Here is a 24,719-nt window from a genome sequence, read left to right on the forward strand (position 1 = left end):
CGGGTGTTCTCGACCCTCCCGGTGCGCCGCGTGCAGGCCCGACCCGAGCACCCCGCCGACCTCGCGCGGTGGCCCGCGACGCTCGCGCCCGTGCGGCAAGTGCTCGCCGAGGGCTGGGATCTCGGCCAGGTGACGGTGATCACCGGCGAGAACGGCTCGGGCAAGTCGACGCTGCTCGAGGCGGTCGCCCTCGCCTACGGGCTGAACGCGGAGGGCGGATCCACGGGTGCGATGCACTCCTCCCGCGCCTCGGAGTCGGACCTGGCCGAGCACCTCCAGCTGGTCCGCGGGGCCGGGGCGTCCAAGCGCGGCTTCTTCCTCCGCGCTGAGACGATGCACGGCTTCTTCAGCTACCTGGGGGAGGTGGGGATCGACGGCGGATACCACGAGCGGAGCCACGGCGAGTCGTTCCTCGACATCGTGGCGAACCGCTCCCGGATCAGCGGGCTGTGGCTCCTCGACGAGCCGGAGTCGGCCCTCTCGGTGTCGGGCTGCCTCGCCCTGATCGGGCAGCTGCGCGATCTGGTCGCCGGCGGCTCGCAGGTCGTCCTCTCCACGCACTCGCCGATCCTCGCGGCCCTCCCCGGAGCCGACCTCTACGAGCTCGACGAGACGGGCCTGCGCCTTTGCCGCTACGACGACCTCGACCTGGTGCGGACCTGGCGCGGCTTCCTCGACCAGCCGGCCCGCTTCCTGCGCCGGCTGGAGTAGGTCGGCGGGCGCTCGGCCGCGCCGGAACGGGCCGTTCGTGTTCGCCACGAAGGGAGGTACGTCGGCAGGCCGCCCCGATCTCGCGCATCCCGAGCCGCCCGGGCGAAGCCCTCCTCCGGCACGAGCACTGTCAGGCCGCGGAGGCCGCCGTCGGCCGGGCGACCCGGGGCGCCCAGCCCACCGCGATCGCGGCGCCGGCGAGCGCGAGCTGTCCGAGCGGCGGCAGGACGGCCGAGACCAGGGAGCCGTCGCCGCCGGACGTGACGAAGGTGTCGGCGACCGACATCCCGAAGCCGAACCCGGCGAAGAAGCGGAAGACGACGGCGCCGGCGACCAGGGCGAGCATGAGCACCGCGATCCGCCGCGGAGTGAGCGGCGACCTCCGGCCGACGAGGGCGCCGACCGTCACGACGATCGCGGCGGCCGTCCAGAACGCAGCCCACCCGGTGACCCAGATCGCGTGGGAGCCGAACTCGAAGCCGTCGCGCTCGGACATGGTGGCGTAGATCTCCGCCAGGGCCACGCCGGGGACCTTCGCCTGCGGATTCCAGACCAGCAGATCCACCGCGCCCACCACCGTGACAGCCGCCACGAGCGCGAGGCCCGCGAGGGCGACGGGGAGGCGCTGAGCGCGGGTCGCCGTCCGCGGTGCGAGGGCGATGGTCCGCGAGCCGCCGAGGACGATCGCCCCGCAGACGAGTCCGGCGAGGGAGACGGGCAGGCCGACGAGGGCGAGGGGTCCGGGGAGGAGGAGGCCGGCCGCGGTGAGCACCGGGCCGACGACGGCGGCGACCAGGGAGATCCGCGCGAGCACCGTGCGGGCCGACGCCGCGGCGCCGAGGAGGTGGACCGCGCCGAGGACCGCGACCGCGACGGCGGCGACGAGCACCGCGGTCTGCACGGCGCCGACGGCGGCGAGGGCGGTGTCGGAGGCGGCACCCGGCTCGGGGACGATCCCGCCGCCGGTCAGCGCGATGCCGCTCAGCATGAGCGCGGCCGCGGCGAAGAGCGCGAGTCCGCGGCGGGCGAGGCGGCGCGGAAGCGTGCCCCGCGCTTCGCCGGTGTGCGCGGGCAGGTCGCGGTCGACGCTCACCAGCAGGGCGAGCGCTCCGAGGACGACGCCGCGCCGGGGCAGTCCCAGCTCGGCGGCCCCGGCCAGGTCCGCCCGCCACTCCTCGAGGTAGCGCTCGCGGGCGAGCGGGGGCAGCAGCAGCGACAGGAGCCGCAGGAGCGCGCTCACGCGGTCGCCTCCGCCGCTCGCGGCGCCGTCCGCGCGGTCGACCTCATCCGCTCGACGGCGGCCCGGGCTGCCGGGGCGCCCTCCGCGGTCAGCTCGTAGAGCCGGCGACGCGGGCCGCTCCGCTCGCTCGCGGCCTCCCACTCCGAGACCACCCAGCCCGCTCCCTCGAGCCGCTCCAGGATCGGGTAGACGCTGCCCGCCGGTCGCCCGGTGGCCTTGATCACGACCATGCCCCAGGTCGGGCCGTCGGCATCGAGGAGGGTCCGGAGGACGTCCGCCGTGGCGGGCGTGAGGCGAGGGAGTGGCTGCACACGGATGACGCTACCTATGTAGAGATAGCGGGGTCAATCGGATCGCCTCCGTGCGTACGGGCGATACCACTCCACTCCCCGGCCGCGGTCGGGCCCTCAGTCGTGCGACGACTTCGCCGCCCCCGTCCGAGGAGGACCGGAGTCGGTTCCGGCCCCGCTTCCCTGATCGGCGGGATCGGCGCCTTGAAACTCCGATGACCAGGGCGGGATCAGCTGCCGCATCACCCTTCACGGCGGGGTGGTCGCCGAGCAGATCAGCACAGGCGCGTCCGCCTCGGCGATCCCCACGGCGACCCCGCAGCAGCCGCGGACACTGCCGCTAGCCGGACCCCGCGCGCAGAACGTCGGCCGAGAGCAGCCGCCCTCCACCCTCGGGGGACGGCGGGCACTCTCGGCCGACGGTCTGCGCGCGAGCGCGGGGACTACTTGCGGAACATCCGCGCCGTGGTCTCGAAGAGGCCCTTCACGGGGCGCTGCTGCTCGCCCTGCTGGGCGCCGAGGACGATGATGACGGCGGTCAGCACGGGGATGGCCCACTGGGTGACCTTCTGCACGCGGAGGGCCGTGGTCAGCTCCTGCGAGTTCCGCTCCGACGCCTCGGTCACGCCGGGGGCGCCCTCGTCGGCGTGCTTGGCCTGCGTCACTCCGGCGACCGCGGCGATCACCGAGGCGGCACCGGCGAGCCCGGTCACGACGGTCTTGACGACGGTGTTCGTGCGGCTCTCCTGCTGGTTGGCCAGGCGGGTCTTATTGGCGAGGACGAGTCCGATACCGCCGACGCCGTGGGCGGCGATCGCGGCGAGCTGCACAGGGGTCCAGCGGGCCCAGCCGTTCGAGGAGAGGCGGAGGCGCTCCGCCGGGTCGGACGAGGTGGACGCGGCGCCGTTCAGGCCGACGGCGCCCATGAGCGAGCCGCCGAACCAGGCGGCGGCTCCGAGGTCGTGGAGACTGCGGACGAGGGTGTTGCGGGAGGGCATGTGGGCCTCTTCTCTGCCGGCGGCGGACGCCGGCGGTGGTCGGCTGGTGCGGACTCCTCCGACGCTACGCGCGCCCTGGAACCGCGCACGGGGCTTGACCTCTCCCCCTCCGACACGCTCCGCTGGAGGTCACCGACCGACCCGGACCGACCGACCCGAGGAGCCCCGCGATGCCCACCGACGACGAGAAGCGGACGACCCGCGACGAGTTCCACGACGCCGTGAACATGACCGCGAAGGAGCTCGAGGAGTGGCTCGGCACCGACGAGTCGAAGGAGGTCGGCCAGAAGCCGGAGGGCGGCGGCGAGTCCGTCGGCCACGAGAGCGGGCGCCGCATCGTCGACCTGCTCGGCACGAAGCAGGCCGACCTGAGCGACGACGACTACGCCCACATGACGAAGGTCGTCGGCTACGTGCACCGGCACGCGAAGCAGCGTCCCTCGGGCGATGTCACCGAGACGAAGTGGCGCTACTCCCTGATGAACTGGGGCAACGACCCGCTGAAGGGCTGACCCGGTCCGAGAGCTGCGCTCAGCACATCCCGAAGAGGTTGCAGAGGGCGCCGCGGTCCTGGATCGACTCCATGCCGCCCGGCTTCTGCACCTTCGGCAGCTCGTAGGAGGCGGCGACCGTCTGCACGCCGGCGGACGAGGCGGCCTGCACGGGAGCGGCGGCAGGAGCAGCGGCGGGAGCGAGGACGGCTCCGAGGGCGAGTGCGGCGGCGGCGAGGATCGGGGCCATGGTCGTTCTCCTGTGATCGAGGGGTGCGATCGGCTCGACCGCTCCACCAGCATGGCGACGCCCCGTCGCACCGCTCCTGTACGAAAGACCAGTCCGCCCTTGTACGGAAGGCCGACGGGGCTCGGGGGAGGCTTCGGTACCCTGGTCCCGTGGTGGGGACGACGCGGTGGACGAACGACGTGCGGACGCTGCCCGGCGGGTGGATCACCCGGTCCCTCCTGCTCGGCTCCTTCACGCTCCTCGTCGTCATCGACCTGATGGGCGGCAGCGTCGACCTCACGTCGGTCCGCGGCTGGATCGAGCTGGCGCTCCCCTACCTGCCGCTCCTGGCGCTGCTCGCCGGCGCGATCCCCGCGGCGGTCTCGCTCTACCTCGTCTACGCCGTCGTCCTGATGCTCGGCGCCCCGCCGCTGCTGCTCGCGGCGCTGATCTTCCCGACCATCGTGGTGGTCGGCTTCGTCACCTTCCTCCTCCCCTGGCGCGCGGGGCTCGTCTTCGTGCTCGGCACCCTCGTCCTCCTGCCCGCGGTGCTGCTCGTCGACCGCGCCATGGGCACGGCCGTCTACGTCCTGGGCGCGTTCGTCCTCTTCGGCGGCACCGCCGGGCTGGGCCTGAACGCCTTCCGGGGCCGCAGCGAGCGGAGCGAGCGCCGGGCCGACCGCATCCAGGAGGAGCAGGCGCGGATCCGCAACGAGGAGCGGACCCGGCTCGCGCACGAGCTGCACGACATCGTCGCGCACGAGGTGACCATCATCGCCATGCAGGCCCGCCGCGCGACCTCGGTCGAGGACCCGGCCAAGACCGAGCGCATCCTCGAGAGCATCGGCGACGCGGCGCAGCAGGCGCTGCAGGATCTGCGGAGCCTCGTGACGCTCCTCCAGGACGAGGACGAGGCAGGCGCTCCCGCCCGCGGCGACTCCGACCTGCTCGGGACCCCGGAGGTCTCGGGCGCCACGACCACCGCCGTCGGCTTCGTCCACGACGTGCGGAACGTCGCCGACGCGATCGAGCGCGCGGGCTTCCGAGTCCGCCTCGACGTGGCGGGCTCCGTGGCGCAGGTGCCCGCGAGCCTCCGCCAGGTGCTGCGGCGCACGGTCCGGGAGCTGGGCACGAACGTGCTCAAGCACGGCGACACCGCCGGTGAGGTGCAGCTCCGGCTCGAGGTGTCGGGGGGCGAGGTGCAGCTGAGCTCCTCCAACGCGATCGCCTCCGCGGCTCCGATCGTCTCCTCGCACCTCGGGATCGAGGCGATGTCGGCCCGCTGCGCCGTCTTCGGCGGGCGGCTGGATGCGGGAGCCCGCGGCGGCCGCTGGACTACGACCATGACCATCCCCCTCGAGGGCCGGGCGTCCGGTGCGCTCGTCGCGGGGGCGACCGACGAAGGACGAGAGCGATGACCCGCGTGCTGCTGGTGGACGACGAATCGATGACCCGCGAGATCCTCCGCGACTACCTCTCGCAGGACCCGGCGATCGAGGTGGTGGGCGAGGCCTCCGACGGGAGGATCGCGGTGCAGCAGGCGGCGACGCTCCAGCCCGACCTGATCCTGATGGACATGCAGATGCCGGTCATGAACGGCGTCGCCGCGACCGAGCGGATCCACGCCGAGCACCCGGGCATCGCGATCCTCGGGCTCAGCACGTTCACCACGGACCGCTACGTCGTCGACCTGCTCCGCGCGGGCGCCTCCGGCTACCTGGTCAAGGATACGAAGCCGCGGGAGATCATCGCGGCGGTGCACGCGGTGCTCGCGGGCGAGTCCGTGCTCTCCGCCGAGGTCACGCGCCACGTGGTGAAGGGGCTCGAGGAGTCGGTGCCGGCGGAGACGGTGCCGGACCCCGATCTGCTCGAGGCGCTCACCGAGAAGGAGCTCGAGGTGATCCGCCTGCTCGCCCGCGGGATGAGCAACCGCGAGATGGCGCAGGAGCTGTTCGTCACCGAGTCGACCGTGAAGGCGCGGTTCGTGAAGGTGATGGAGAAGCTGGGCGTGCGCGACCGGGTGCAGATCCTGGTCTCGGCGATCGAGCACGGGCTCGTCGACCTGGGGACGCGTCCCGGCCGGAGCTGATCGAGCCCGCCGGATTCAGCCCCAGCCGACCACGTCGGCGACGGGCCGCACGAGCCCCGCGACCGCCCGCTCGAGCGCACTCTCGTCGACCGCGGCGAGCGCCGGCTCCGGATCGAGCACCAGGGCGCCGCCCCAGCCCATCACCTCGTACTCCACCAGGGTGCGCGCGAGAGTCTCGGGCGACCGCCAGGCGCGGAGGAGGTTCGCCCGCGCGAACGCGTGCGCGGCGCGTGCTCCCTCCCCGTGCGCGGCGCGGCCGTCGAGGACGGTGCGCAGCACGGTCTCGAGGGTCGGGATGCCCTGGCCGGCCGGGGAGACGACCTGCCAGGTGAGGGAGGGGCGGCTCGAGCGCAGGCCCCGCGCGACCTGGGCGACCGCATCGCCGCCGGCGGAGCGCAGTGCGGCGGGGACGAGCGGTTCGGCCCCCGCGGTGAGGCGGCACAGCGCCAGGAATGTCGCGGCGTGGCCGACCTCGCCGGACGGGTCCGCGCCGGTGACGATCGTGCTCTCGTAGCCCTGCTCGCGGGACTGGTGCAGAGCGCTCGGCAGCGGAGCCGCGGCGGGCACGGAGACGGGCCGGGACGTCTCGCAGACGGCGCGTTCGGGCCCGACCACGGCGAGCACCGGATCCCCGGCTCCCTGGGCGCGCTCGAGCGTCAGGGCGGTCCAGGCCGCAGCGCCCTCCGGAGGGAGCACCGCGGTGAGGCTCTGCGCCCCGGCCGTCGCCGTCCACGCGAGCGAGACCGCTCCGGGGGGAACGGCCGAGCGGAGGCGGGCAGCGCGGTCGGGCCCGTCGTCTCCGGCCGGGTCGCGCCAGCCGAGGGCGACGACGGCGAAGCGGGAGCGCTCGTCGACGACGGCGAGCGGGGGTGCGGCGGTCATGGGCTCCTCCTTCCGGGACGGGTGGAGGCGGCGGGAACGCCCAGTGCGGCGAAGGGCTGCTCGGCGAGGCGGGCCGCGGCGTCCGCGAGCAGCGGGCGCGGCGGCCGCGCGGCGAGGGAGTCGACGAGCTCGCCCGCGAAGCCGGGCGCACCGCGCAGCAGGGCATCCCGGGCGACGGTGCGGGCCAGACGCTCGTCGTCGTGCACCAGCCGCTCCGCACGCAGCACCGCGCGGTGCCGGGCGTGCTCGAGAGCGGAGTCGTCGCTCACCGCGAGGGCGCGGAGGCGGTGCCACGGATCGACGGGCACGGCGGTGTCGTCGACCAGCACGAAGAGGTCGTCGGCGACGGTGTCGCCCGGGCCGAAGAGTCCGGCGCTCGCGTCGAGTCCGGCCTGCGCAGCGAGCGCCTCGGCGGCGATCAGGTCGCCGAGCAGCTCGTCGGAGACGCGGGTCGACGGCGCGGCGGCGGTCGCGGCGAGCCGGCGGGCGGCGGGCTCGGCGCGGTACTCGGGGCGGGCCGTCCCAGGTGGGACGGCGATCGGTCCTGCCGCGCGATCGGGCGTCTCCGCGAGGGCCGCGACCAGGCGGTCCAGGAGCCGGGCGGGGTCGTCGGCCGTGACGCCGACCAGCACGGAGCCAGCCGGGCGGTAGTGGCGCCTGTGCAGCGCGCGCAGGACGGGCTCGGTCGCGCGGCCCTCGAGGTCGAGGTCGCCGCTGCCGTCGTGCGCGTTCGGGGCGTCGGCCCAGTAGCGGGCGGTCAGGTGCGGCCACGGCAGCACGCCGCCCGGAGCGGGGGCGAGGCGCGCGGCCCGCTCAGAGGCGACCGCGCGGATCTGCTCCGCGATCTGCTCCGGCCGGAAGGCGGGGCGGAAGACCTGCTCGACGAGCCGCTCCGCGATCACGGCGGCCGACCCGGGAGAACCCGTCTCGAAGAACTCGGAGTAGTCGAGGTGCGTGTGACCGCCGAGGACGCCGCCGCTCTCGGCGACGCGGGTCTGCCGGACGAGACCGGCGACCCCCTCACTGTCCTGGTAGACGAGGTGCTCGATCAGGTGCAGCATCCCCTCCTCGCCGTCGCGCTCGTGGCGCATGCCGGCGGGCACGGCGAGGGCGACCGAGTCGTTGCGGACCTCCGGCCGGTGCACGACGAGCGCGCGGGCGCCGGAGGGCAGGGCGGCGGACAGGGTCGGGACGTCGCGGGCGCTCATTCCGCCCGCTCCCCCAGCTGTGCGGCGGACAGGCGCAGCAGCAGCCGCGCCTGATCGCTGCTGGCGCCCCCGGAGCGGTGCCAGTCGACGGCGTGCTGGGCCAGCCGGAACGCGGTGCCGACGCGCAGCAGCTCGGCGTCGTGGTCCTCCTCGAGCGAGAGTCCGCGGCGGAGCGCGTCGAGGGCCGGGCGGAGCGCGGGGTGGAAGGCGTGCAGCTCTGCGAGCTCCCCGAGCACCCAGGCGGCGTCCCAGACCGGGTCGGCGAGCCCGACGTCCTCGCCCGTGAGCAGAGCGACGCGGGTCCCGTCGACGACGAGGTGGGCGAGGCCGGGGTGGCCGTGGACCACGACCGCGGCCGGCGAGGCGACGACCGCCTCCGCCCAGTCGGCGAGCTCGAGGAGACCGCCGGCGCCGAGCTCCTCGGCGGCGGGCGCCCAGCCACCGGCGAGCCAGCCGCGGGCGCGCTGCAGCGGACGCGGAGGGAGCGGCTCCCCGGCGGGCCGGGCGCCGTGGAGCGCGTCCAGCGCACCCTTCCACTCGCGGCCGACGGAGACGAGCGCCTCCTCCGACAGCTCGTGGAGGAGCGCGGGCAGCAGGGCGCGGGCGGTGGTGCGGTAGCGGCGGATCGACGGGTCGGCGCCTCCCGGCACGATCCGGGGATCGGGCGCTGCGAGGCGGACGGGCACCGGCGAGAACGGCAGCGGCGCCTGCTCTCCGAGGCGGCGGGTCCAGACGGTGGTCCCGTCGGGTCCGGCCGAGAGCTCGGTGACGAGCAGCCCGGTGACGAGGGCCCGCGGAGGGGCGGTGGTGCTCACGCCGACCTCGCCTCCTCCGCGGCAGCCGGTGCCGTGCGCAGCGACTCCAGGTGGCGCAGCACCGCGGGGAACGCGGGCGGCACCCAGGCGAGCGCCGTGTCGCTGGACTCGCTCGGCCCGGGCACGGGGTCGATGACGGTGAAGTTGGCCGGCTCGCGCAGCAGCGCGAGGGTGGACTCGACGACCGGGTTGCCGAGCGCCCGCGGCGGGAGCGACGGAGCGATGCACACCGGCGCCTCCGTCGTGAGGGCCGCGAGCAGCGATGGGGAGTCGGTGATGCCGTGCGCGAGGCGCGAGGCGTAGTCGAGGGTGGCCGGGTAGATCAGGATGAGGTCGGCCCACTCGGCGAGGTCGACGTGGGCGACGACGATCTCGTCGTCCCAGCGGTCGTCCTGGATCCGGCCGCGCAGTCGCGACTCCAGGTTGTGCCGGGTGGTGAAGCGGTAGGCCGAGTCGCGGACGAGCACGCGGAACTCGGTCGCCGGAGCGGCGGCGCGCGCCCACTGGATCCAGTAGGGCATGACCTGGGTCATGGCGGAGCCGGTCAGGACGAGGGCCACCCGGGAGTAGCCGAAGCGGCCGAGCGAGAGGTCGGAGAGTGCGGCGCTCTGCGCACCGGGCGGGGTGGTCATGGCGGTCTCCTCAGAGGGCGGCGGGCGGGAGGGCGGATCGGGTCGCGGCCGGCGGTGAGGACGGCGGCGGACGGGCGGACCGTGCCCGCGGAAAGGGCGGACGGGGATGGGCGGACCGTGCCCGCGGAAAGGGCGGACGGGGACGGGCGGACCGTGCCCGCGGAAAGGGCGGACGGGGATGGGCGGACGGCACGAGCGGACGGCACGCGCCCGGGAGGGGCCGGGGCGACGCGGTCGAGGACCGGTCGCCCCGTGCCCGTCAGCACCCTGCGGTGAGGGTGACGCCGATGATGACGCCGGCGCAGAACGGGGTGGTGGCGGGCGCCTCGGAGGCGGCGTCGGTGCCGATCTCGTCGGCGGCGGTGAAGGTGTCGTGGGCGGTGGCGAGCTCGGCGAGGTCGGCGGGCTGGACGGTCTGGGCGGTGATGGTCGACATGGTGTTCTCCTTGGATGAGTGGTGGCGGCGGATCCGCCGGGTCGTGCGGGGAGTGGTGCGGGTGGTCCGGCCGGAGGGCCGGGGAGCGGGTGCTGCGGGAGCACCCGGGCGGGAGGAGGGCCGGGTCAGCAGCCCGCGCCGAGGGTGGCGCCGACGATGATGCCGACGCACAGGGGCGTGGTGGCGGGCGCCTCGGTCGCGGCGTCCGAGCCGAGCTCGTCGACGGTGGCGAAGGTGTCGTGCGCTCCCGCGAGGGCGGTGAGGTCGGCGGACTGGGCGTCGGTGGAGATGGTGGTCATGATGTGTCCCTTTCGTGGAGTACCTCGGGCTGAGGTGGTGGTCCCCTCGGGATCGAGGGGAGGTTCGTGGGGCCCTAGCGGGCGGTGAGTCCCGGGCGGTCCGGGTCGATGCGCGCGGCGCGGGCGGCGTCGGCCCAGGCGTCGGCGGCGGGGATCGTCTCGGCCGAGGAGCGCAGGATCGCTTCGGCGAGGACGCGGGAGCGGTGCTGGCCGAAGCTCAGTCCGCGGTAGGAGGAGCGCTCGTCGGCCGGGTCCTCGGCGTAGGCGAGGCCGTCGGCGAGCCTCTCGGCGAAGGCCGAGACGGCGGTGCGGGGCGAGGGCCGGGCATCGAGCAGCGGAGTGATCCTCCGGGCGACGTCGTCGGCGGAGTCGGCGGGCAGGTAGACGACGAGGGCGTCGGAGCGGGGGAAGGCCCGCGGGTCCGAGAGCGCCTTGGCCTGGTGGCGGGCTCCGGTGGCGGCGAGCGCCTCCAGGAGCGGGCCCCACAGGGCGAGCGCGTCCTCCGCCGAGTCGGCGACGAGCGAGAGGCGCACGACCCGGTCGGCGGGATCGAGTCCCATCGGGCCGAGGGCGAGGAGGTAGCCGGGAGTGGTGCGGGTGCGCCAGCTCGGCAGCCGGACGCCGGCGACGGCCCCGTCGGCGGAGCGGACGAGATCGACCTCGGGCACGAGGACCCGGACGCGGCCCAGCTCGACGACCCGGCGCTCCTCCCCCTGCACGGTGGCGGAGCCGAGCACCCCGGAGGGAGCGGGCTGCAGGACCGTGCGGTGCGGGATCGCGTCGATCAGCCGGGGGGCGAGGTCCTGGCCGTCGCCTCCGGCGGTCTCGCCGAGCAGCGGGTTCCGGAGGTGCAGGTGGGTGTAGACGGTGGCGGCGAGTCGGGCCCGCAGCTCGATCGGCCCGGTGGCCTCGATCACGGTCCCGTCGACCTCGGCCCGCAGCCGGGCGGCGTCGACGCTGATCACGGCCTCGTCGAGGACGGAGCGGGTGGTGAGGGCGGTCATCGCGGGCTCCTGTCGAATCCGAGGGCGGTGGAGTAGGCGGAGGGGGCGAGCAGGACGCGGCGGCCGATGCCGGCGGCGGCCCGCTCGATCCCGGGGAGGCGGGAGACCATCGAGGCCCGGGCGAGGGTGCGGTCGACGAGGTGCCAGCCCAGGTGGGCGGTGGCGCGGACGGCGAGGGCGTCGTCCGCGCCGGCGGTCTCGGCGGCGTAGGCGAGCCACATCCGCCGGATCCTCGGGACCAGTGCCGCCATCCGCTCCGCGATGCGGGCGTCCGCGGCCGCGGTGTCGAAGGCGAGGGGAGGAGCGGAGGCGCCCTCCCGGGTGGTCACGGTGTCGAGCACCGCGCGGTGGATCCACTCCCCCGCCAGCGTGCCGAGGTCGCGGGCCGGATCCCCGATCCCGAACTCCTCCCAGTCGAGCAGCTGGAGGCGCCCGTCGCGGAGGTGGAACTGGTCGAGGCGGAGGTCGCCGTGGATCGGGGCCGTGCGGTTGCCGCTCTCCCACTCGCGGAGATCCTCCGTGGCCGAGACGAGCTGCTCGTCGTGCTGCAGGTCGCCCCAGAAGGCGAGCTCGGCGAGGGTGAGGTCGACGTAGCGGGTGTGCGGGATGCCGACGCGCAGCATCTCGACGGGAGGGCTGGGGTGCGAGGTCGCGGTGAGGCCCGCCACCGGGCCGGCGTGCAGCCGGGCCAGGAGCCGGCCGGCCTGTTCGGGGAAGTCCGCGGGGACGCGCTCCTCCACGAGCAGGAGGGCCAGGCTGGTGCCGGGGCAGTGCTCGAACACCAGCAGGGAGTCGTCCTCGTCGGCCGCCAGCAGGCGGGGTCCGGCCGGGGCGTGCTCGGGGCTCCGGGCGACGAAGCCGGCGAAGTCCCTGGAGCGGCGGAAGGCCGCGGGGCCCGCCGTCCGGGGCGAGACGTGCTTGACGAAGACGCGGGCGCCGTCGTCGAGGGTCATCGTCCACGACGCGTTCCGGCCGGCGAAGGCGGGGCGGTCGATCGCGGCGACGCGGTGGCGTCCGCCGCCGAGCAGCCGCTCGGTCGAGGCCGCCGCCCGGAGGGCCGCCGGATCCGCGGGGCGGTGCCCGGGGGTCGCGGGGCGGAGCCCGGGAGTCGCGAGGAGAGTCACGATCGTGTCCTTCGGTCGGTCGAGCGGATCAGAAGAGGTAGGTGACGACGAGGTAGGCGCCGCCCGCTCCCCCGACGAGGAGGGCGGTGTTGACGAGCAGCTTCTTGAGGGGCGAGGGGCGGGTCGAGGCGGTGCGCGAGGTGGTCATGGTGGTGTCCTTCCGAGGGGTGGTGGTGGTGGATATCGGGAGCCGGGCCTAGGAGGCGTCGGCGGCCTTGAGGGAGGCGCGGAGCGAGACGCGGGAGCCGGTGCGGAGCGCGTTGTTGCGGTAGACGCGGACGACCAGGCGGAACAGCAGCGGCACCGTGATCGCGGCGACGACGGCGGCGATCACCATCTCGGGGGTGCCGACCGAGTCGAGGCCGAAGCGCATCGGCATCAGGTAGGAGGAGAAGAGGGGGACGAAGGAGAGCGCGTGCACCCAGGCCTCGTCGAGGTTCGCCGGCACCACGTAGAGCGCGATGATCAGCAGCGCCATCTGCACGACGGAGAGCGGCATGGCGGCGGTGCCCAGGTCCTCCTGCCTCGACACGGTCGAGGCGAGCAGGGTGCTGAGGAGCGCGAAGAGCACGTAGCCCTGCAGGAACCAGACGAGGAACCAGACCAGGCTCGGGCCGAGCTCGATCTCGAGGACCGACCACCCGCCGACCACGCTGAACCCGCCGACGACGGCGCCGCCGATCACGAGCAGCTGGGCCAGGGTCACCAGGCCGACGCCGATCATCTTCCCGGCGAGCAGCGGGGCGACGCCGATCTTCGTCAGCAGGATCTCGACGATCCGGGACGACTTCTCCTCGACCACCCCCGAGGCCAGACTCGACGAGGAGTAGACCATCGCGGCGAGCAGGGCGCTGATCATCGCGGTCGCGAACAGGATCCGGGTGTCGAGGACCACGGTCCCCGCCTCCCTCGTCGCGTCGACCAGGAACCAGCCGCCGATCCCGGCGCCGAGGCCGGCGATCGCGGCCAGCGCGAGGGTCGCGGTGAGGATCGTGCGGTTCCCGGTGCGGGTCAGGATCTCGCGGCGGACGATCGTCGCGGCTCCCCGGGCCGGCGTCGGAGGAGCGGAGCTCTCGGCGGTCCGGGCGTGGGCGGCGCGGGGGTGCGTGGTGGTCATCGTCCTGCTCCTTGGATCTCGAGGCGGCGCTCGGCCGCAGGGGTGGAGGCGGCGGTGAGCCGCTCGGACAGCAGCTCGGTCAGCGAGCGCTGCGCGGTGCGGATGCTCCGGAGGCCGCCGTGGCGGGTGAGGGTCGCGAGCACCTGCTCGGGGACGTCCCGGCCGCTGCCCTCGATCGAGACGAGCAGCGACTCCGGCTCACCGGGGACCGGCTCGGCCGACAGTCCCGGTGTGACGCCGAGCTCGGCGACGAGCCGCTCGTCCAGGGGGCGGGAGAACTGCAGCTGCCAGCGGCTGCGGCCGTCGTCCTGCAGCTCGGCCACCGCTCCGCTCGCGGTCACACGGCCGGAGTCGAGCACGCAGACGGTGTCGCAGAGGCGCTCGACCAGGTCGAGCTGGTGGGAGGAGAAGAGCACGCCGACGCCGCGGGCGGACTGCTGCCGGATCAGGCCGGCCATCGTCTCCACGGCGACCGGGTCGAGCCCCGAGAAGGGCTCGTCCAGCACCAGGAGCGACGGATCGCCCACCAGGGACACGGCCAGCTGCACGCGCTGCTGGTTGCCGAGCGAGAGGTCCTGCACCAGCGTGTCGGCCCGCTCGGCCAGGCCCAGCGCGTCGATCACCTCCTCGGCGGTCTCACGGGCTCCCCGGGCGTCGTGCCCCTCGAGCAGAGCGAAGTGGATCACCTGCTCGCGGACCCGCATCTGCGGGTAGAGGCCGCGCTCCTCCGGCATGTAGCCGATCGAGCGGCGGTCCTCGGCGGTGATCGGCGCGCCGTCCCAGGTGATGGTCCCCGTGTCGGGGGTGAGCAGGCCCAGGATCAGCCGCATCGTCGTGGTCTTGCCGGCGCCGTTGCCGCCGATGAAGCCGACGATCTCGCCGCGGCCCACGGACAGGTCCACGTCGTGCAGGACCCGGTGGCCGCCGAATGCACGGCTCACGCCGCTGAGCTGAAGCCCTCGCATGTCATCTCCTCGAAGTCGTTTCTCTTGACTCCTCAGACGCTACGGACGCTCTCGCGACGGGCTCCTGTACTTCGGTACAGCGCCGAGGTGGCCGAAAGTGCAGGTCCCGGATCACCGGACGTGCAGGTCCCGAGGCGGCCGCGCGTGCAGGTCCGGGGGCGGCCCGGGTGCGGGCCGCCGGCGTCCCGAGCACGACGGATGCCCCCGTGCTCGTCCGGTCGGCGACCGGAGCGCACAGGGGCGTCCGTGGAGGAGGAGGAGCGGGGTCAGGCCGTCGCGCAGCTCCCGTCGACCTCGCCGATGACGCCGTCCGTCACCGACACGACCGCGCAGTTCGGGTAGCCCCGCTGCGGCCGGTGCGCGGGGTCGAGCGCGCGGAGGATGCTCCCCAGCACCGCTCCATGGGTCACGACCAGCACGTCCCCGTGCTCCGCCGCCGGCGCGAACCGCGCGATCGCGGCCTCCACGCGGGCGCGCACGGTGGCACCGCTGTCGGCCCGGCCGGAGGGGTCGTGGCGGTGGATCGCGTCGAGCACCGAGTCGAGCCCGGCGTCGGTCATCCGCGGCCAGTCGGCGGAGGAGGGCACGTAGGAGTAGCCGTGGTCGGCGAACACCGGCTCCCAGAGCGAGGCGTTCGGCTGCCCCTCGAAGGCGCCGAAGTGCCACTCGCGGAGCTCGACCATCGGCTCGGCCTCGAGCGACGGGTGCCCGGCGAGCGCCGCCGCCGCCGTGGTGCGGGTGCGGGTGAGGTCGCTCGTGAACGCCGCGACGAGCGGCACGCCGCGCATCCGCTCGCCGAGGGCCGCCGCCTGGCGCTCGCCGCGCTCGGTCAGCGGCGAGTCGCACCAGCCCTGCAGCTGGCCGGCGACGTTGAAGAGGGTCTCGGCGTGGCGGACGAGGTGGATCGTGCCGGTCACGGGCGCGCGCTCGCGGGCGTCGTCGGGCGGGCGGAGGTGGTGCGGTGCATGCGGTTCTCCGGGGTCAGCGCGCTACTCCGGAGCGGCGCGCGCGATGTGGAGGGCCAGGAAGGCGACCTCCTCGTTGGGCAGGGCGGCCTGGTACTCGGCCGCCACGAAGGAGCGGACCCGCTCGGCGGAGGCGATCGCGCGCGGGTAGCGGGCGCTGAGGCTGGTGAAGAGGAAGTCGTCCTCGCTCTCGAGCAGGCCGCCCGAGAAGAAGCGCTCGGCGAAGTACTGCAGGTGCGCCACGAAGCGGGCGGAGCGGAGGTCGTCGCGGTCGAGCGCGGCTCCGCTGGAGTGCTGGATGATCGCGGTCACCGAGCGGATGAGCTGCACGATCCGGAGCGAGTCGATCCCGACCTTGCCGAGCTCCGCGTTGGCGAGGTGGAACGCGACGTTCGCGGCCTCGTCGGCGGGCAGCTCCACGTCCAGGCGCTCGCGCATCCGCTCGACCGCCCGCTCCCCCACCGCGTACTGCACGGGGTAGACCGTCCGCATCTCCCAGGCCAGCCGGTTGGCGACCGAGAGCCCGCGCCGCTGCCGCTCCACCGCGAAGTGCAGGTGGTCGGTGAGCGCGAGGTACACGTGCGGGTCGAGCTTCAGCCCCTCCTCCTCCGCGTCGGCGACGACGGCGCGGGTGAGCTCGACGAACTCCGGCGGGATCTGCGCCAGCAGCTCGACGAGGTTGCGCTGATCCGAGTCGTCCAGCGCCACGAACACCTGGTCGACGCTCGAGGGCTCGATCGCCTCGCCGGCCTTCGCTCCGAAGCCGATCCCCCTGCCCAGGAGCACGCGCTCGACGCCGCGCTCGTCGACGACGAGGACGACGCTCGAGTTGAGCACCTTCTTGATGGTCTGCATGCGTGTCTCCATCGACGGCCGCGTCAGGGCTGGGGTGGGGGTGGCGGGGCCTCTGCCCGGAGAGCCGGACGGCGCCTCCGGGCAGAGGAGGATCATCCCAGATCCGCGCCGTTGGAGGCGATGACCTTCTGGTACCAGAAGAACGAGTCCTTCCGGTAGCGCTCGGTGCTGCCGTGGCCGAGGTCGTCCATGTCGACGTAGACGAACCCGTAGCGCTTCGAGATCTGCGAGCTGGAGGCGCTGATCAGGTCGATCGGTGCCCAGCTCACGTAGCCGAGCAGCTCCACGCCCTCGTCCACCGCCTGGATCATCTGCTCGAAGTGCGCGCGGAAGTAGTCGATCCGGTACGGGTCGTGGACCCGGCCGTCCTCGGTCAGCTCGTCGCGCATCCCGAGCCCGTTCTCGACGATGAACAGCGGCTTGCCGTAGCGGTCGTAGAGGTCGATCAGCGAGATCCGCAGCCCGATGGGGTCGATCTGCCAGCCCCACTCGCTCGACTCGAGGAACGGGTTCTTGACGCCGAGGACCGTGTTGCCGGGGGTGCGCTCGGCGTCGGGGCGGACCGACTCCGTCATCGACATGTAGTAGCTGAACGAGATGAAGTCGACCGGGTGCTCGCGCAGCAGCTCGACGTCGCCCGCCTCGAACGGGATCTCGACCCCGCGGCTCTCGAGCGCCCGCAGCGCCAGGCGCGGGTAGGCGCCGCCCGCCTGGACGTCGGTGCAGAGGTAGAGCATCCGCTCCTTCGCCTGCGTCGCCGCGACGTCGTCGGGGTGGCAGGTGTTGGGGTAGGTGGTCAGCATCGTGAGCATGCAGCCCATCCGCGACTCGGGCCACAGCTCCTTCAGCGTCCTCGTGACCGAGGCGGAGGCGACGAACTGGTGGTGCAGCGCCGTGTAGCAGGCCTGCTCCACGCTGCCCTCGACGGTCTCCTCGATGATCCCGCCCGAGGTGAACGGGTGGCGGATGATGCCGTCGATCTCGTTGAAGGTCAGCCACATGTCGACGAGATGGCCGAAGCGCTCGAAGCAGGTCCGGGCGAAGCGCTCGAACAGCCCGATCGTGCGGCGGTCGACCCAGCCGTTGTGCTTCAGCGCGAGCGCGAGCGGCGGGTCGTAGTGCGAGAGCGTGACCAGCGGCTCGATCCCGAGGCGCCGCATCTCGGTGAAGAGGGCGAGGTAGTAGGCGATGCCCTCCTCGAGCGGCTCCGCCTCATCCCCCGTCGGGTAGAGGCGGGTCCAGGCGATCGAGACGCGGAGGGTGGTGAAGCCCATCTCGGCGAACAGCGCGAGGTCGCCGGGGTAGCGGTGGTAGAAGTCGATGCCGCGGCGCTTGGGGTAGTACTCGGTGTCGTCGTCGGACATCGCCGCCGTGATGCTCTCCACCGTGTTGCGGTGGTGGATCGCGTACTCCTTCGGGTCCGCCTTCGGCTTGTAGGAGGCGACGTCGCTGACCGCCGGGCCGCGCCCGCCCTCGCGCCACGCGCCCTCGACCTGGTTGGCGGCGAGGGCGCCGCCCCATCGGAATCCGTCAGGAAGCGCCATCGGCGAGCTCCTTCTCTTTCTGCGTCACGGTCATGATCCGGTCGCCGGCGGTGATCCGCTCGGCGGCCTCGACGAGCACGGTGTACTCGGCGGAGTTGGTCACGAGCACCGGGGTCGTGGTGTCGTAGCCGGCCGCGGTGATCGCGGCCAGGTCGGCGGTGAGGAGCAGCTGCCCGGCCTCGACCCGGTCGCCGACCGCGACGTGCGCCTCGAACGGCGCGCCGTCCAGCTGCACCGTGTCGATGCCGACGTGGATGAGCACCTCGACGCCGTCCGCGCGGCGCAGCCCCACGGCGTGGCGAGAGGAGAGCAGCGCGATGACCTCGCCCGCGAACGGCGCCCGGACGGCTCCGTCCGTGGGGCGGATCGCCAGCCCCTCGCCGAGCACGCCGGCCGAGAACACGGGGTCCGGCACCTCCGAGAGGGGGATGACGGAGCCGGCGAGTGGCGCCTGCAGCGCGAGCGGGCTCCCGGCGGCGGCCGCCACGTCGCCGAGCGCCTGGACGCTGGCGGAGGCGTCGTCGCGCCAGATGACGAAGGAGACGACGAACGAGACGGCGACCGAGATCAGCAGGCCGATCACGGCGTTGAGCAGGTTCCAGGGGTTCAGCCCGTCGATGAACATCGAGATGCTCGCGACGCCGGGGCTGACCAGCGCGAACGCGGCGACCTGCGTGGCGCCGATGTAGGCGCCTCCGACGACGCTGCCCGTGATGACGGAGACCAGGGCGCGCTTGTTCTGCAGCGTGACGCCGTAGAGCGCCGGCTCGGTGATCCCGAAGAGGGCCGAGAGGCCGCCCGAGAAGGCGGTGGCGCGGAGGGTCGCGCTCTTGGTGCGCAGGGCGATCGCGAGGCTGGAGCCCGCCTCCGCCGCGTTATGGGCGAGCGAGGAGGCGAGGTAGAAGGTGTCCTTGCCCGCGCTGGCCATCGTCGCGATGGTCGGCGGGATGAACGCCTTGTGCATGCCGACCGAGATGATCAGCGGGAGCACGCCGGCCAGCAGCGCGACGGCCACCCAGCCGAGCGCCCCGTAGAGGCCGATCATCGCGCCGGTGAGCATCGAGCCGAGCCAGTAGCCGAGAGGGCCGAGCAGGAAGATCGTGGCCGGAGCGACGATCACGAGGCACATCAGCGGCACGTAGAACGTGCGGATCGGGCCCCACGAGTGCTTCGTGAAGAAGCGCTCGACGACCGAGAGCAGCAGCACGGCCAGGATCGCCGGGAACACCTGGGCGTTGTAGGCGATGACCGGCACCGGGATGCCGAAGAGCGCGACGCCGCCCTCCTGGTTGAGCAGCGTCGTGAACGCCGGGAAGACCAGGACGCCGACGAGCCCGAGCGCGAGCGGCCGGTTCACGTCGAGCTTCTTCGCGCTCGTGTAGGCGACGAGCAGCGGCAGGAAGCCGAACACCGCGTCCGGGATGGCGGACAGCAGCTTGAAGTTGTCGGAGGCCGGGTCGAGCCAGCCCAGCGCCGAGGCGAGGACGAGGAACGACTTGAAGATGCCGGCGCCCGCGATGGCCGGGATGATCGGCGTGAAGACGCTGACCACGAAGTCCATGATCGTCGCGCCGAGGCGCTTGAGGGACCGCGGCTGCTTCGCCTGCTCCACGGATGCGGTGGTGCCGCCGCGCAGCTTCTCGACCGCCGCGTACATCTCGCTGACGCCGCTGCCGACGATGACCTGCGTCTGCGGGCCTGTGACGACGCCGATCACGCCGGGCACCGCCTTCAGCGCCTCGACGTCGGCCTTCGCGTCGTCCGCCAGCGCGAACCGCAGACGGGTCGAGCAGTGCTGCAGCTTCGCCACGTTGGCGGCGCCGCCGACGTGCTCGAGGATCGCCTTCGCGCTCTCCTGGGTACTCATCGGTACTCCTCCGGGTGTGTGGGGACGCGCGCTTCCCTGCGCTGTGCTGCCCGGCCGTCCGTCGCCGTCCCCGCCCCCTCCGGCACCGTCATCGGTGCTCCGGCGGAGCGTCAGGAGGCGTCCGGGCACAAAAAAAGGACCCGACGACGCTCATTACGCGTTTCGTCGGATCCTGCCTGCACGACCAGTCACATGTCCGAGAGCGAACGTAACACGGGGGTGGGTGGGGCGTCAAAGAGGGGGGTGCGCACGGCCATCGCGTATAGGGCGGTCGTTGCACCGGTGTCGGCATGATGGACACGTGGACACTCTCGACGTCGTTGCGGCGGTCATCAGCGATCGCGGCCGTATTCTCGCCTGCCGTCGGCGGGCGGACAAGGCGGCGGGCGGGCTCTGGGAATTTCCCGGCGGCAAGAGAGAACCTGGCGAAACGGCTGAAGGCGCCCTCGAGAGGGAGATCCGCGAGGAGCTGAGCGTGGAGATCGAGGTCGGCCCCAAGCTGACGTCAGACGAAACGGAGGTCGGCGCTCTCACCATTCGGTTGCACTGCTTCCGAGCCGTGGTTCGTGGCCCACGCCCCACGGAGAGCACCGACCACGACCAACTCCTCTGGCTCCTTCCGAGCGAACTCCCCGGACTGGAGTGGGCCCACCCCGATCTGCCGGCCGTTCGGCTTCTTTCCTCTACGGATCGATGAGGTCGAAGCCCTCGTCAGACCTGAACGCTGTGATGATCGAGAGGCTGCGGATGAGATCCAGCATGTCCTCTTCCGGGCGACCGGGAAGCAGGATGACGGGGACTGCCGCGTAGCCCTCGCGCTGCGCAAGATGGGCATAGTCGAGCACCTGCCCGATGGCCATGCGGACGAAGGACCGGGCGGTCGACTTCTTGGCTTCGACAATCCAGCCGCTCGATCGGACGTAGAGGTCCGGCTCGACCCGTGAGCTGCCGACCGGGAGCGTCAGACGACTGGGCGGCGTGCCGTTCTCGGTCAGCCAGAGCCCAAAGTCGGACTGCAGCTCGAACTCGATTCGGGAGACGACCCGGTCATCGAGAGGGCTGACATCCGCACCCGCGATGACGATGTCGGAGTGCTCGGGAGGCGTCCAGTCGCCGAGCGAGGCGGCGGACTCCTGTGTGCCACCGTAGGTCGGCAGCCGAGTGATGTCCGCCGCAAGCGGCAGGAGAGTGAAGATGATGCCGCGTCGCTGCGTCCCTTCGGTGTCCGGGATGATCTCCCACCGGTAGGTCGGAGTCCCTGTCGTGAAGGCACCGATATAGGTCACGCTCGTTCCCTGCACCGTGAACAGCCGAAGCACCCGCCCATCCTGCGCCGCGTCCCGGAGAGCCTTGTTGCCGCGAAGAAAAACCTGGTCACCGACCTGCCCTTCTCCCGTGTAGGAGTAGGACCCGTCCTCGCGAAGTCCCTCGAACCGGTCGTAGCCGTATCGAGCTCCCTTCGCCGGATCGGTGAAGATGAAGATTTCACGGAGCGCTCGCGGCGTCACGATCCCCTGCTGCTGCTGCCCTCCGTAGGCGCGGTGAATATCACGCCGGAGGACCTGGTCGCCCACTTCCAAGGTGAACCGACGCTCGGTGGTGTCTCTTCGAAGCAGACGGGAGCGGACAGCCTCCGCCTGCTCTTCGGTCAGATCCCACCGAGATTCCTCAGCGGGAAGAGTTCCGTAGGAGGAGCGGAGGAGGCTTCGGATTCGACGCTGGGAAACGCCCAGTTCAAGCGAGAGTGTGGCGGGAGTAACGGGAGGCATCTCATGAGACTAAGAATGCTCGACGTACCTTCTGTCGAGATGCACTCGTGTTAGCGACAGAGTTGCTCATTTTGCGGCTGTGCCGGCCGTTCTGCCGCTTGTGTCCCAGAAAAGAGGTCACAAAAAACATCTTTGCTCACTATCCGGAGGGAAGCGAGAAACGCTCATCCGGTCGCATCTGGCGTTATTGCGGCGTCGAAACGACCCTCCGTCGGAGGAAATATGTTCTCCCCCTCACTCCTTCGCACCCCGCCAGCACCGCCTCCGCCGCCGCCCGGTCGCGAATGTCGATACCGAGCCGGTACTCGCTCAGCACTCCCACGAACTGCTCCACGTACCCGCAGCGCAGCTCCGCGGCCGGCGGCAGCCACTCCCCCGGACCGGCGTCGCTCTTCGCGCGGTTGGTCTGCTCGGAGGCGGCGACGAGGTTCGCGGGGTCATTCGCGAAGGCGAGGCGCTGGTACTAAGCCAACTTGTCCTCTTTCAGTTCCCGCCTCACATGCGCAATAAGAGGAATCTGGCTTTAAACGCTCCGGACGTTACCATCGAACCTGAAATGGAGGAACGTCCTTAGGATCCGGTTGTCGACTTCTTTAAAATAAAAAACGCCTCTTTGCGAATAGATTCAGCGTCTTGTAGGAGACCCCTTTGCTCCACTAAGTCAGAAAAACGAGTCAACGCCTCGCTTAATGCCGCTCCATAACGCCTCGGCATACGCGTGTAAAGACCTCGGTAAATAGCGACAGCCCTGCGAAGACTGATCTGCGCATCGTCCAAATCCTCTAGTTGCTGGGCGATTTCCCCTCTTTTAACCAACACCTGCGCCAACTCCGGATCGTACTCAAGAGGCGACCCCGCGGCAAGTTTCTCCAACAAAGAAACTACTTCTCTAGATAATTCGAGACTACGACTCCGCAGTCCAAGCTTCTCGAAGACAGCAATAGCGGATCTTAGAACTCTCGCCGACTCTTCATCAGAAATAGATCCAGATGAACGCAACCTTTCTAAAGCTTCTTCGGCTGCAGAAACTGCTAACTTCTCCTCACCCGACTCCCCACGCAAAAAACTAAGCCGTAGAAGAGCATCCGCAAGCGCGAGCAAATTTTGATCGCTTTCATCGACTTCTCGAAGGAGCGTGACAACTTCGAGACAATCAACGATGGCCGCGTGAAAGTCTCCGCCCTGAATCAATGCGTCACTACGGAAGTTCAGAGCAGAAGCCAACGCCAGGGCTGAGCCCGCTTTCGCGCCATTTGTTGCTCTAACCATTTCGATACTTTGCGACGCGTGCTCAATAGCGAGCGAAAGTTCACCACCATCGAGCTCGGCAGCCGCGAGCCGAAGAATTATGCCCGCGAAGGTCCCAACGTCCTTCTCACTAAGGATGTCAGAATATTTTCTTACAAATTCCGAAGCTGACTGGAGAGTTTTTACTTCAGATGCGGTGTCTCCAAGCAGAGAGTGAATTCTAGCAAGTTCAACGACCGCATTGCTCACTGCTTCAATAGAGGCAGTGTCCCGAATTTCTTTTCCGGTCTCAGCAGAGGCGTCATCCCTCGAGCTGACAGCGTCCATATAAAGCCCTAGCGCCTCGTTTGCAAGCTTCTCACTCTCCGCCAGGTTGCCGACTGCACGATAAGCGACGGCAGAAGCGAGTAAAGCATCAGCTAAACGCTTCTGATACGATCCTACATAAACCGCCTCGAGAAGGCGAAACTCGGCCGCTGCTTTTGCCGCAAGAAGCGCGCTGCGGTGCCATTTTGCTTGACTTGCAGAATTGATACTGGCGTTGTAAAGGCTGGTTGCGAGATAGGTTCTAGCGGCATGTGTCTTCGTTGGTGGAACGCCGGAAAGCACCTCAATTGCCTCCTCGAGGACCTCCAGAGCGTCGCGTACTTTGCCTCCCACGGTCAGCGTTGCACCTAAACGAGAGAGCGAAGCGCCTAACTTATCTACGTATTGGCCTTCAAAACGTGTTTGGGCTTCACGCCATGCCCCAACGGCTTGCCTCGACGCTTCTATAGCAACGTCGAGATCTCCATACTTGGCCTGCTCGATACTCCGAAGGTCAGCTTCTCGCGCGGCCCTCAGAAGACGGTAGTCGTCTCGCCTGTCCTCTACTGAACGATGTCTTGGTTGCTTTATAAATGGATCGCCGCTCCCGGTCAGTCGTTTGTCATAATCGGCGCTCATTCTTTGAGCATCAAGCTTCGATCTGAACGCGTCATTACGAAGAAAAAAGCTTTTATTGTTGTCCGCTTGCAGATTCCCGGAATCCAGAGCGAAGCTAATTAGATCATCGACCGTGTTACCGAGGACCGATTCAGCAAACCTTACGTAATCGGCATGAAGTGACGACGCATTAAATACGGACGTTCGACCCATCGCGAGAAATTCGCCACGAGCAAGTGATGCATCGGTGTGCAACATGAAGGTCGGCAGCTGTCTGAGCGTTTGATTTAGTGGAAATGCTGGTTGAGTCATAAACGTCTGGATTCTTTCCAGCATCGTTGCCTCGGCTGGCGTGGCTTCGAAATCCCCGATGCCCACTCGTCTTCCAAGAACGCGACTAACCACTAAGTTAAGGTTCAGAGGGCCGCCGTTCGATGCTCCGCGTAAGGTAGACAGCGACCTGAGAATCGTTCTTGTACCATCAAGTTGCTCAAGATTATCGAGCGTCAGCGCAACGACGTCATCCGCGAGGACACGAGTCGTTACTGCGTTTGTGTTCGTTATGCCGGTTCGGCTATCTATCAGTAACAGGTCGGGTGCAAAGAGGTCTTCTATCTCGTTTTTAAGCCTCAATAAAAGGTCGATTGCGATATCCTCTTCGAAGATTCCGTTCCGCTGAAGATCTCGCATTTCACGAAGGTATTGCTGAGTCTCCGGGCGACCAGCTGGGAGCATATGCAACTCGCCCCCGGGATTGATCGGAGACGGGATTGCAATATTGACAAAGAATTCTGATAAGTTTGGCGAATAGCGGCTAGTTGTGCGATTTAGCCATGTTGCAAGGCCTTCGGACCGGCTGCTTTTTCGAAGGAGTTTGTACGAAAGACCTGGAGCTTCAAGGTCTAGGTCCACTGCTGCAACCTTTAGCCCAAGACGAGCAGCAAGTATGGCCATGTTTGCGATTAACAGCGTCCGCCCGGTACCGCCTTTGTAGGAGTAGAACGTTATTGTCCGCAT

25 protein-coding genes are annotated in these 24,719 nt (G+C 70.5%); 5 read left to right on the forward strand and 20 right to left on the reverse strand.

The annotated features are described in order from the left end of the window. Positions 1–3: 3 nt before the first annotated feature. Positions 4–711 (forward strand): AAA family ATPase, encoded by a 708-nt coding sequence (locus C5C44_RS02455; RefSeq protein ID WP_258066631.1) that lies wholly within the window; start codon positions 4–6, stop codon positions 709–711. A 130-nt stretch (positions 712–841) separates the two neighbouring features. Here the strand turns inward: C5C44_RS02455 and C5C44_RS02460 are convergent, their stop codons facing one another. The 3 genes from C5C44_RS02460 to C5C44_RS02470 all read right to left on the reverse strand — a co-directional run bounded on the left by C5C44_RS02460 (position 842) and on the right by C5C44_RS02470 (position 3,239). Further along, the gene (locus C5C44_RS02460) at positions 842–1,951 is read right to left on the reverse strand and encodes a hypothetical protein (RefSeq protein ID WP_104335209.1); all 1,110 of its coding nucleotides are present in this window, start codon (positions 1,949–1,951) and stop codon (positions 842–844) included. Beyond that, a complete protein-coding gene (locus tag C5C44_RS02465) occupies positions 1,948–2,262 on the reverse strand; it encodes a PadR family transcriptional regulator (protein WP_104225962.1) in 315 nt (104 codons plus the stop codon). Before C5C44_RS02465 ends, C5C44_RS02460 begins: the two co-directional genes overlap by 4 nt. Positions 2,263–2,684: 422 nt before the next feature. After that, positions 2,685–3,239, reverse strand: a complete 555-nt coding sequence (locus C5C44_RS02470; RefSeq protein WP_104335210.1) for a hypothetical protein — start codon at positions 3,237–3,239, stop codon at positions 2,685–2,687. Positions 3,240–3,409: 170 nt separating this feature from the next. Between C5C44_RS02470 and C5C44_RS02475 the strand changes: the two genes are divergently transcribed. Continuing rightward, positions 3,410–3,751, forward strand: coding sequence for a DUF3140 domain-containing protein (locus C5C44_RS02475; RefSeq protein ID WP_104246984.1), 342 nt, complete (start codon positions 3,410–3,412; stop codon positions 3,749–3,751). A gap of 19 nt (positions 3,752–3,770) precedes the next feature. Here C5C44_RS02475 and C5C44_RS02480 read toward each other — a convergent pair whose 3' ends face one another. Further along, positions 3,771–3,980, reverse strand: coding sequence for a hypothetical protein (locus C5C44_RS02480; RefSeq protein ID WP_104225965.1), 210 nt, complete (start codon positions 3,978–3,980; stop codon positions 3,771–3,773). 149 nt (positions 3,981–4,129) lie between these two features. Between C5C44_RS02480 and C5C44_RS02485 the strand changes: the two genes are divergently transcribed. Continuing rightward, entirely contained in the window at positions 4,130–5,377 is a 1,248-nt protein-coding gene (locus tag C5C44_RS02485) for a sensor histidine kinase (protein ID WP_258059356.1), read from the forward strand. Next, complete coding sequence (locus C5C44_RS02490) at positions 5,374–6,048, forward strand: response regulator transcription factor (protein ID WP_104225096.1); 675 nt, start codon at positions 5,374–5,376, stop codon at positions 6,046–6,048. Before C5C44_RS02485 ends, C5C44_RS02490 begins: the two co-directional genes overlap by 4 nt. Positions 6,049–6,063: 15 nt before the next feature. Here the strand turns inward: C5C44_RS02490 and C5C44_RS02495 are convergent, their stop codons facing one another. From C5C44_RS02495 to C5C44_RS02550, 14 genes are all read right to left on the reverse strand, one after another. Continuing rightward, positions 6,064–6,930, reverse strand: coding sequence for a hypothetical protein (locus C5C44_RS02495; RefSeq protein ID WP_104225097.1), 867 nt, complete (start codon positions 6,928–6,930; stop codon positions 6,064–6,066). Further along, positions 6,927–8,138 carry a pitrilysin family protein gene (locus C5C44_RS02500; RefSeq protein WP_104335211.1) on the reverse strand — a complete coding sequence of 404 codons (1,212 nt, stop codon included), beginning with the start codon at positions 8,136–8,138 and terminating at the stop codon, positions 6,927–6,929. Before C5C44_RS02500 ends, C5C44_RS02495 begins: the two co-directional genes overlap by 4 nt. Further along, entirely contained in the window at positions 8,135–8,953 is an 819-nt protein-coding gene (locus C5C44_RS02505; protein ID WP_104225099.1) for a hypothetical protein, read from the reverse strand. The genes C5C44_RS02500 and C5C44_RS02505 overlap by 4 nt, the downstream gene beginning before the upstream one ends. Further along, positions 8,950–9,585: a flavoprotein gene (locus tag C5C44_RS02510; protein WP_104225100.1), complete on the reverse strand. Its 636-nt coding sequence runs from the start codon at positions 9,583–9,585 to the stop codon at positions 8,950–8,952. The genes C5C44_RS02505 and C5C44_RS02510 overlap by 4 nt, the downstream gene beginning before the upstream one ends. Before the next feature lie 259 nt (positions 9,586–9,844). Further along, positions 9,845–10,021, reverse strand: coding sequence for a hypothetical protein (locus C5C44_RS16875; RefSeq protein WP_181028725.1), 177 nt, complete (start codon positions 10,019–10,021; stop codon positions 9,845–9,847). Between the two features lie 125 nt (positions 10,022–10,146). Further along, positions 10,147–10,320, reverse strand: coding sequence for a hypothetical protein (locus tag C5C44_RS16880; RefSeq protein WP_181027122.1), 174 nt, complete (start codon positions 10,318–10,320; stop codon positions 10,147–10,149). Between the two features lie 74 nt (positions 10,321–10,394). Then, positions 10,395–11,324 (reverse strand): T3SS effector HopA1 family protein, encoded by a 930-nt coding sequence (locus tag C5C44_RS02515; protein ID WP_104335212.1) that lies wholly within the window; start codon positions 11,322–11,324, stop codon positions 10,395–10,397. Next, complete coding sequence (gene lxmK, locus C5C44_RS02520; RefSeq protein ID WP_258066632.1) at positions 11,321–12,448, reverse strand: class V lanthionine synthetase subunit LxmK; 1,128 nt, start codon at positions 12,446–12,448, stop codon at positions 11,321–11,323. The genes C5C44_RS02515 and lxmK overlap by 4 nt, the downstream gene beginning before the upstream one ends. A gap of 196 nt (positions 12,449–12,644) precedes the next feature. Next, complete coding sequence (locus tag C5C44_RS02525; protein WP_104225127.1) at positions 12,645–13,565, reverse strand: ABC transporter permease; 921 nt, start codon at positions 13,563–13,565, stop codon at positions 12,645–12,647. Beyond that, on the reverse strand, positions 13,562–14,506 hold the full coding sequence (locus tag C5C44_RS02530; protein WP_258066633.1) for an ABC transporter ATP-binding protein: 945 nt from the start codon (positions 14,504–14,506) through the stop codon (positions 13,562–13,564). The genes C5C44_RS02525 and C5C44_RS02530 overlap by 4 nt, the downstream gene beginning before the upstream one ends. Before the next feature lie 290 nt (positions 14,507–14,796). Then, positions 14,797–15,447: a histidine phosphatase family protein gene (locus C5C44_RS02535; protein ID WP_104266689.1), complete on the reverse strand. Its 651-nt coding sequence runs from the start codon at positions 15,445–15,447 to the stop codon at positions 14,797–14,799. A gap of 72 nt (positions 15,448–15,519) precedes the next feature. Beyond that, positions 15,520–16,350, reverse strand: coding sequence for a PRD domain-containing protein (locus tag C5C44_RS02540; protein ID WP_104335214.1), 831 nt, complete (start codon positions 16,348–16,350; stop codon positions 15,520–15,522). Between the two features lie 92 nt (positions 16,351–16,442). Next, entirely contained in the window at positions 16,443–17,894 is a 1,452-nt protein-coding gene (locus tag C5C44_RS02545) for a glycoside hydrolase family 1 protein (protein WP_104335215.1), read from the reverse strand. After that, positions 17,881–19,761, reverse strand: a complete 1,881-nt coding sequence (locus tag C5C44_RS02550; protein WP_104335216.1) for a beta-glucoside-specific PTS transporter subunit IIABC — start codon at positions 19,759–19,761, stop codon at positions 17,881–17,883. The genes C5C44_RS02545 and C5C44_RS02550 overlap by 14 nt, the downstream gene beginning before the upstream one ends. A 301-nt stretch (positions 19,762–20,062) precedes the next feature. Between C5C44_RS02550 and C5C44_RS02555 the strand changes: the two genes are divergently transcribed. Further along, entirely contained in the window at positions 20,063–20,458 is a 396-nt protein-coding gene (locus tag C5C44_RS02555) for a (deoxy)nucleoside triphosphate pyrophosphohydrolase (protein ID WP_104249724.1), read from the forward strand. Here C5C44_RS02555 and C5C44_RS02560 read toward each other — a convergent pair. Then, on the reverse strand, positions 20,445–21,335 hold the full coding sequence (locus C5C44_RS02560; RefSeq protein ID WP_258063190.1) for a hypothetical protein: 891 nt from the start codon (positions 21,333–21,335) through the stop codon (positions 20,445–20,447). The two genes, C5C44_RS02555 and C5C44_RS02560, sit on opposite strands and share 14 nt — an antisense overlap. A 765-nt stretch (positions 21,336–22,100) precedes the next feature. Next, a complete protein-coding gene (locus C5C44_RS02565) occupies positions 22,101–24,719 on the reverse strand; it encodes a KGGVGR-motif variant AAA ATPase (protein ID WP_104335328.1) in 2,619 nt (872 codons plus the stop codon).

It is taken from the genome of Rathayibacter sp. AY1F6, from assembly GCF_002932035.1.
Classification (GTDB): Bacteria; Actinomycetota; Actinomycetes; order Actinomycetales; family Microbacteriaceae; genus Rathayibacter.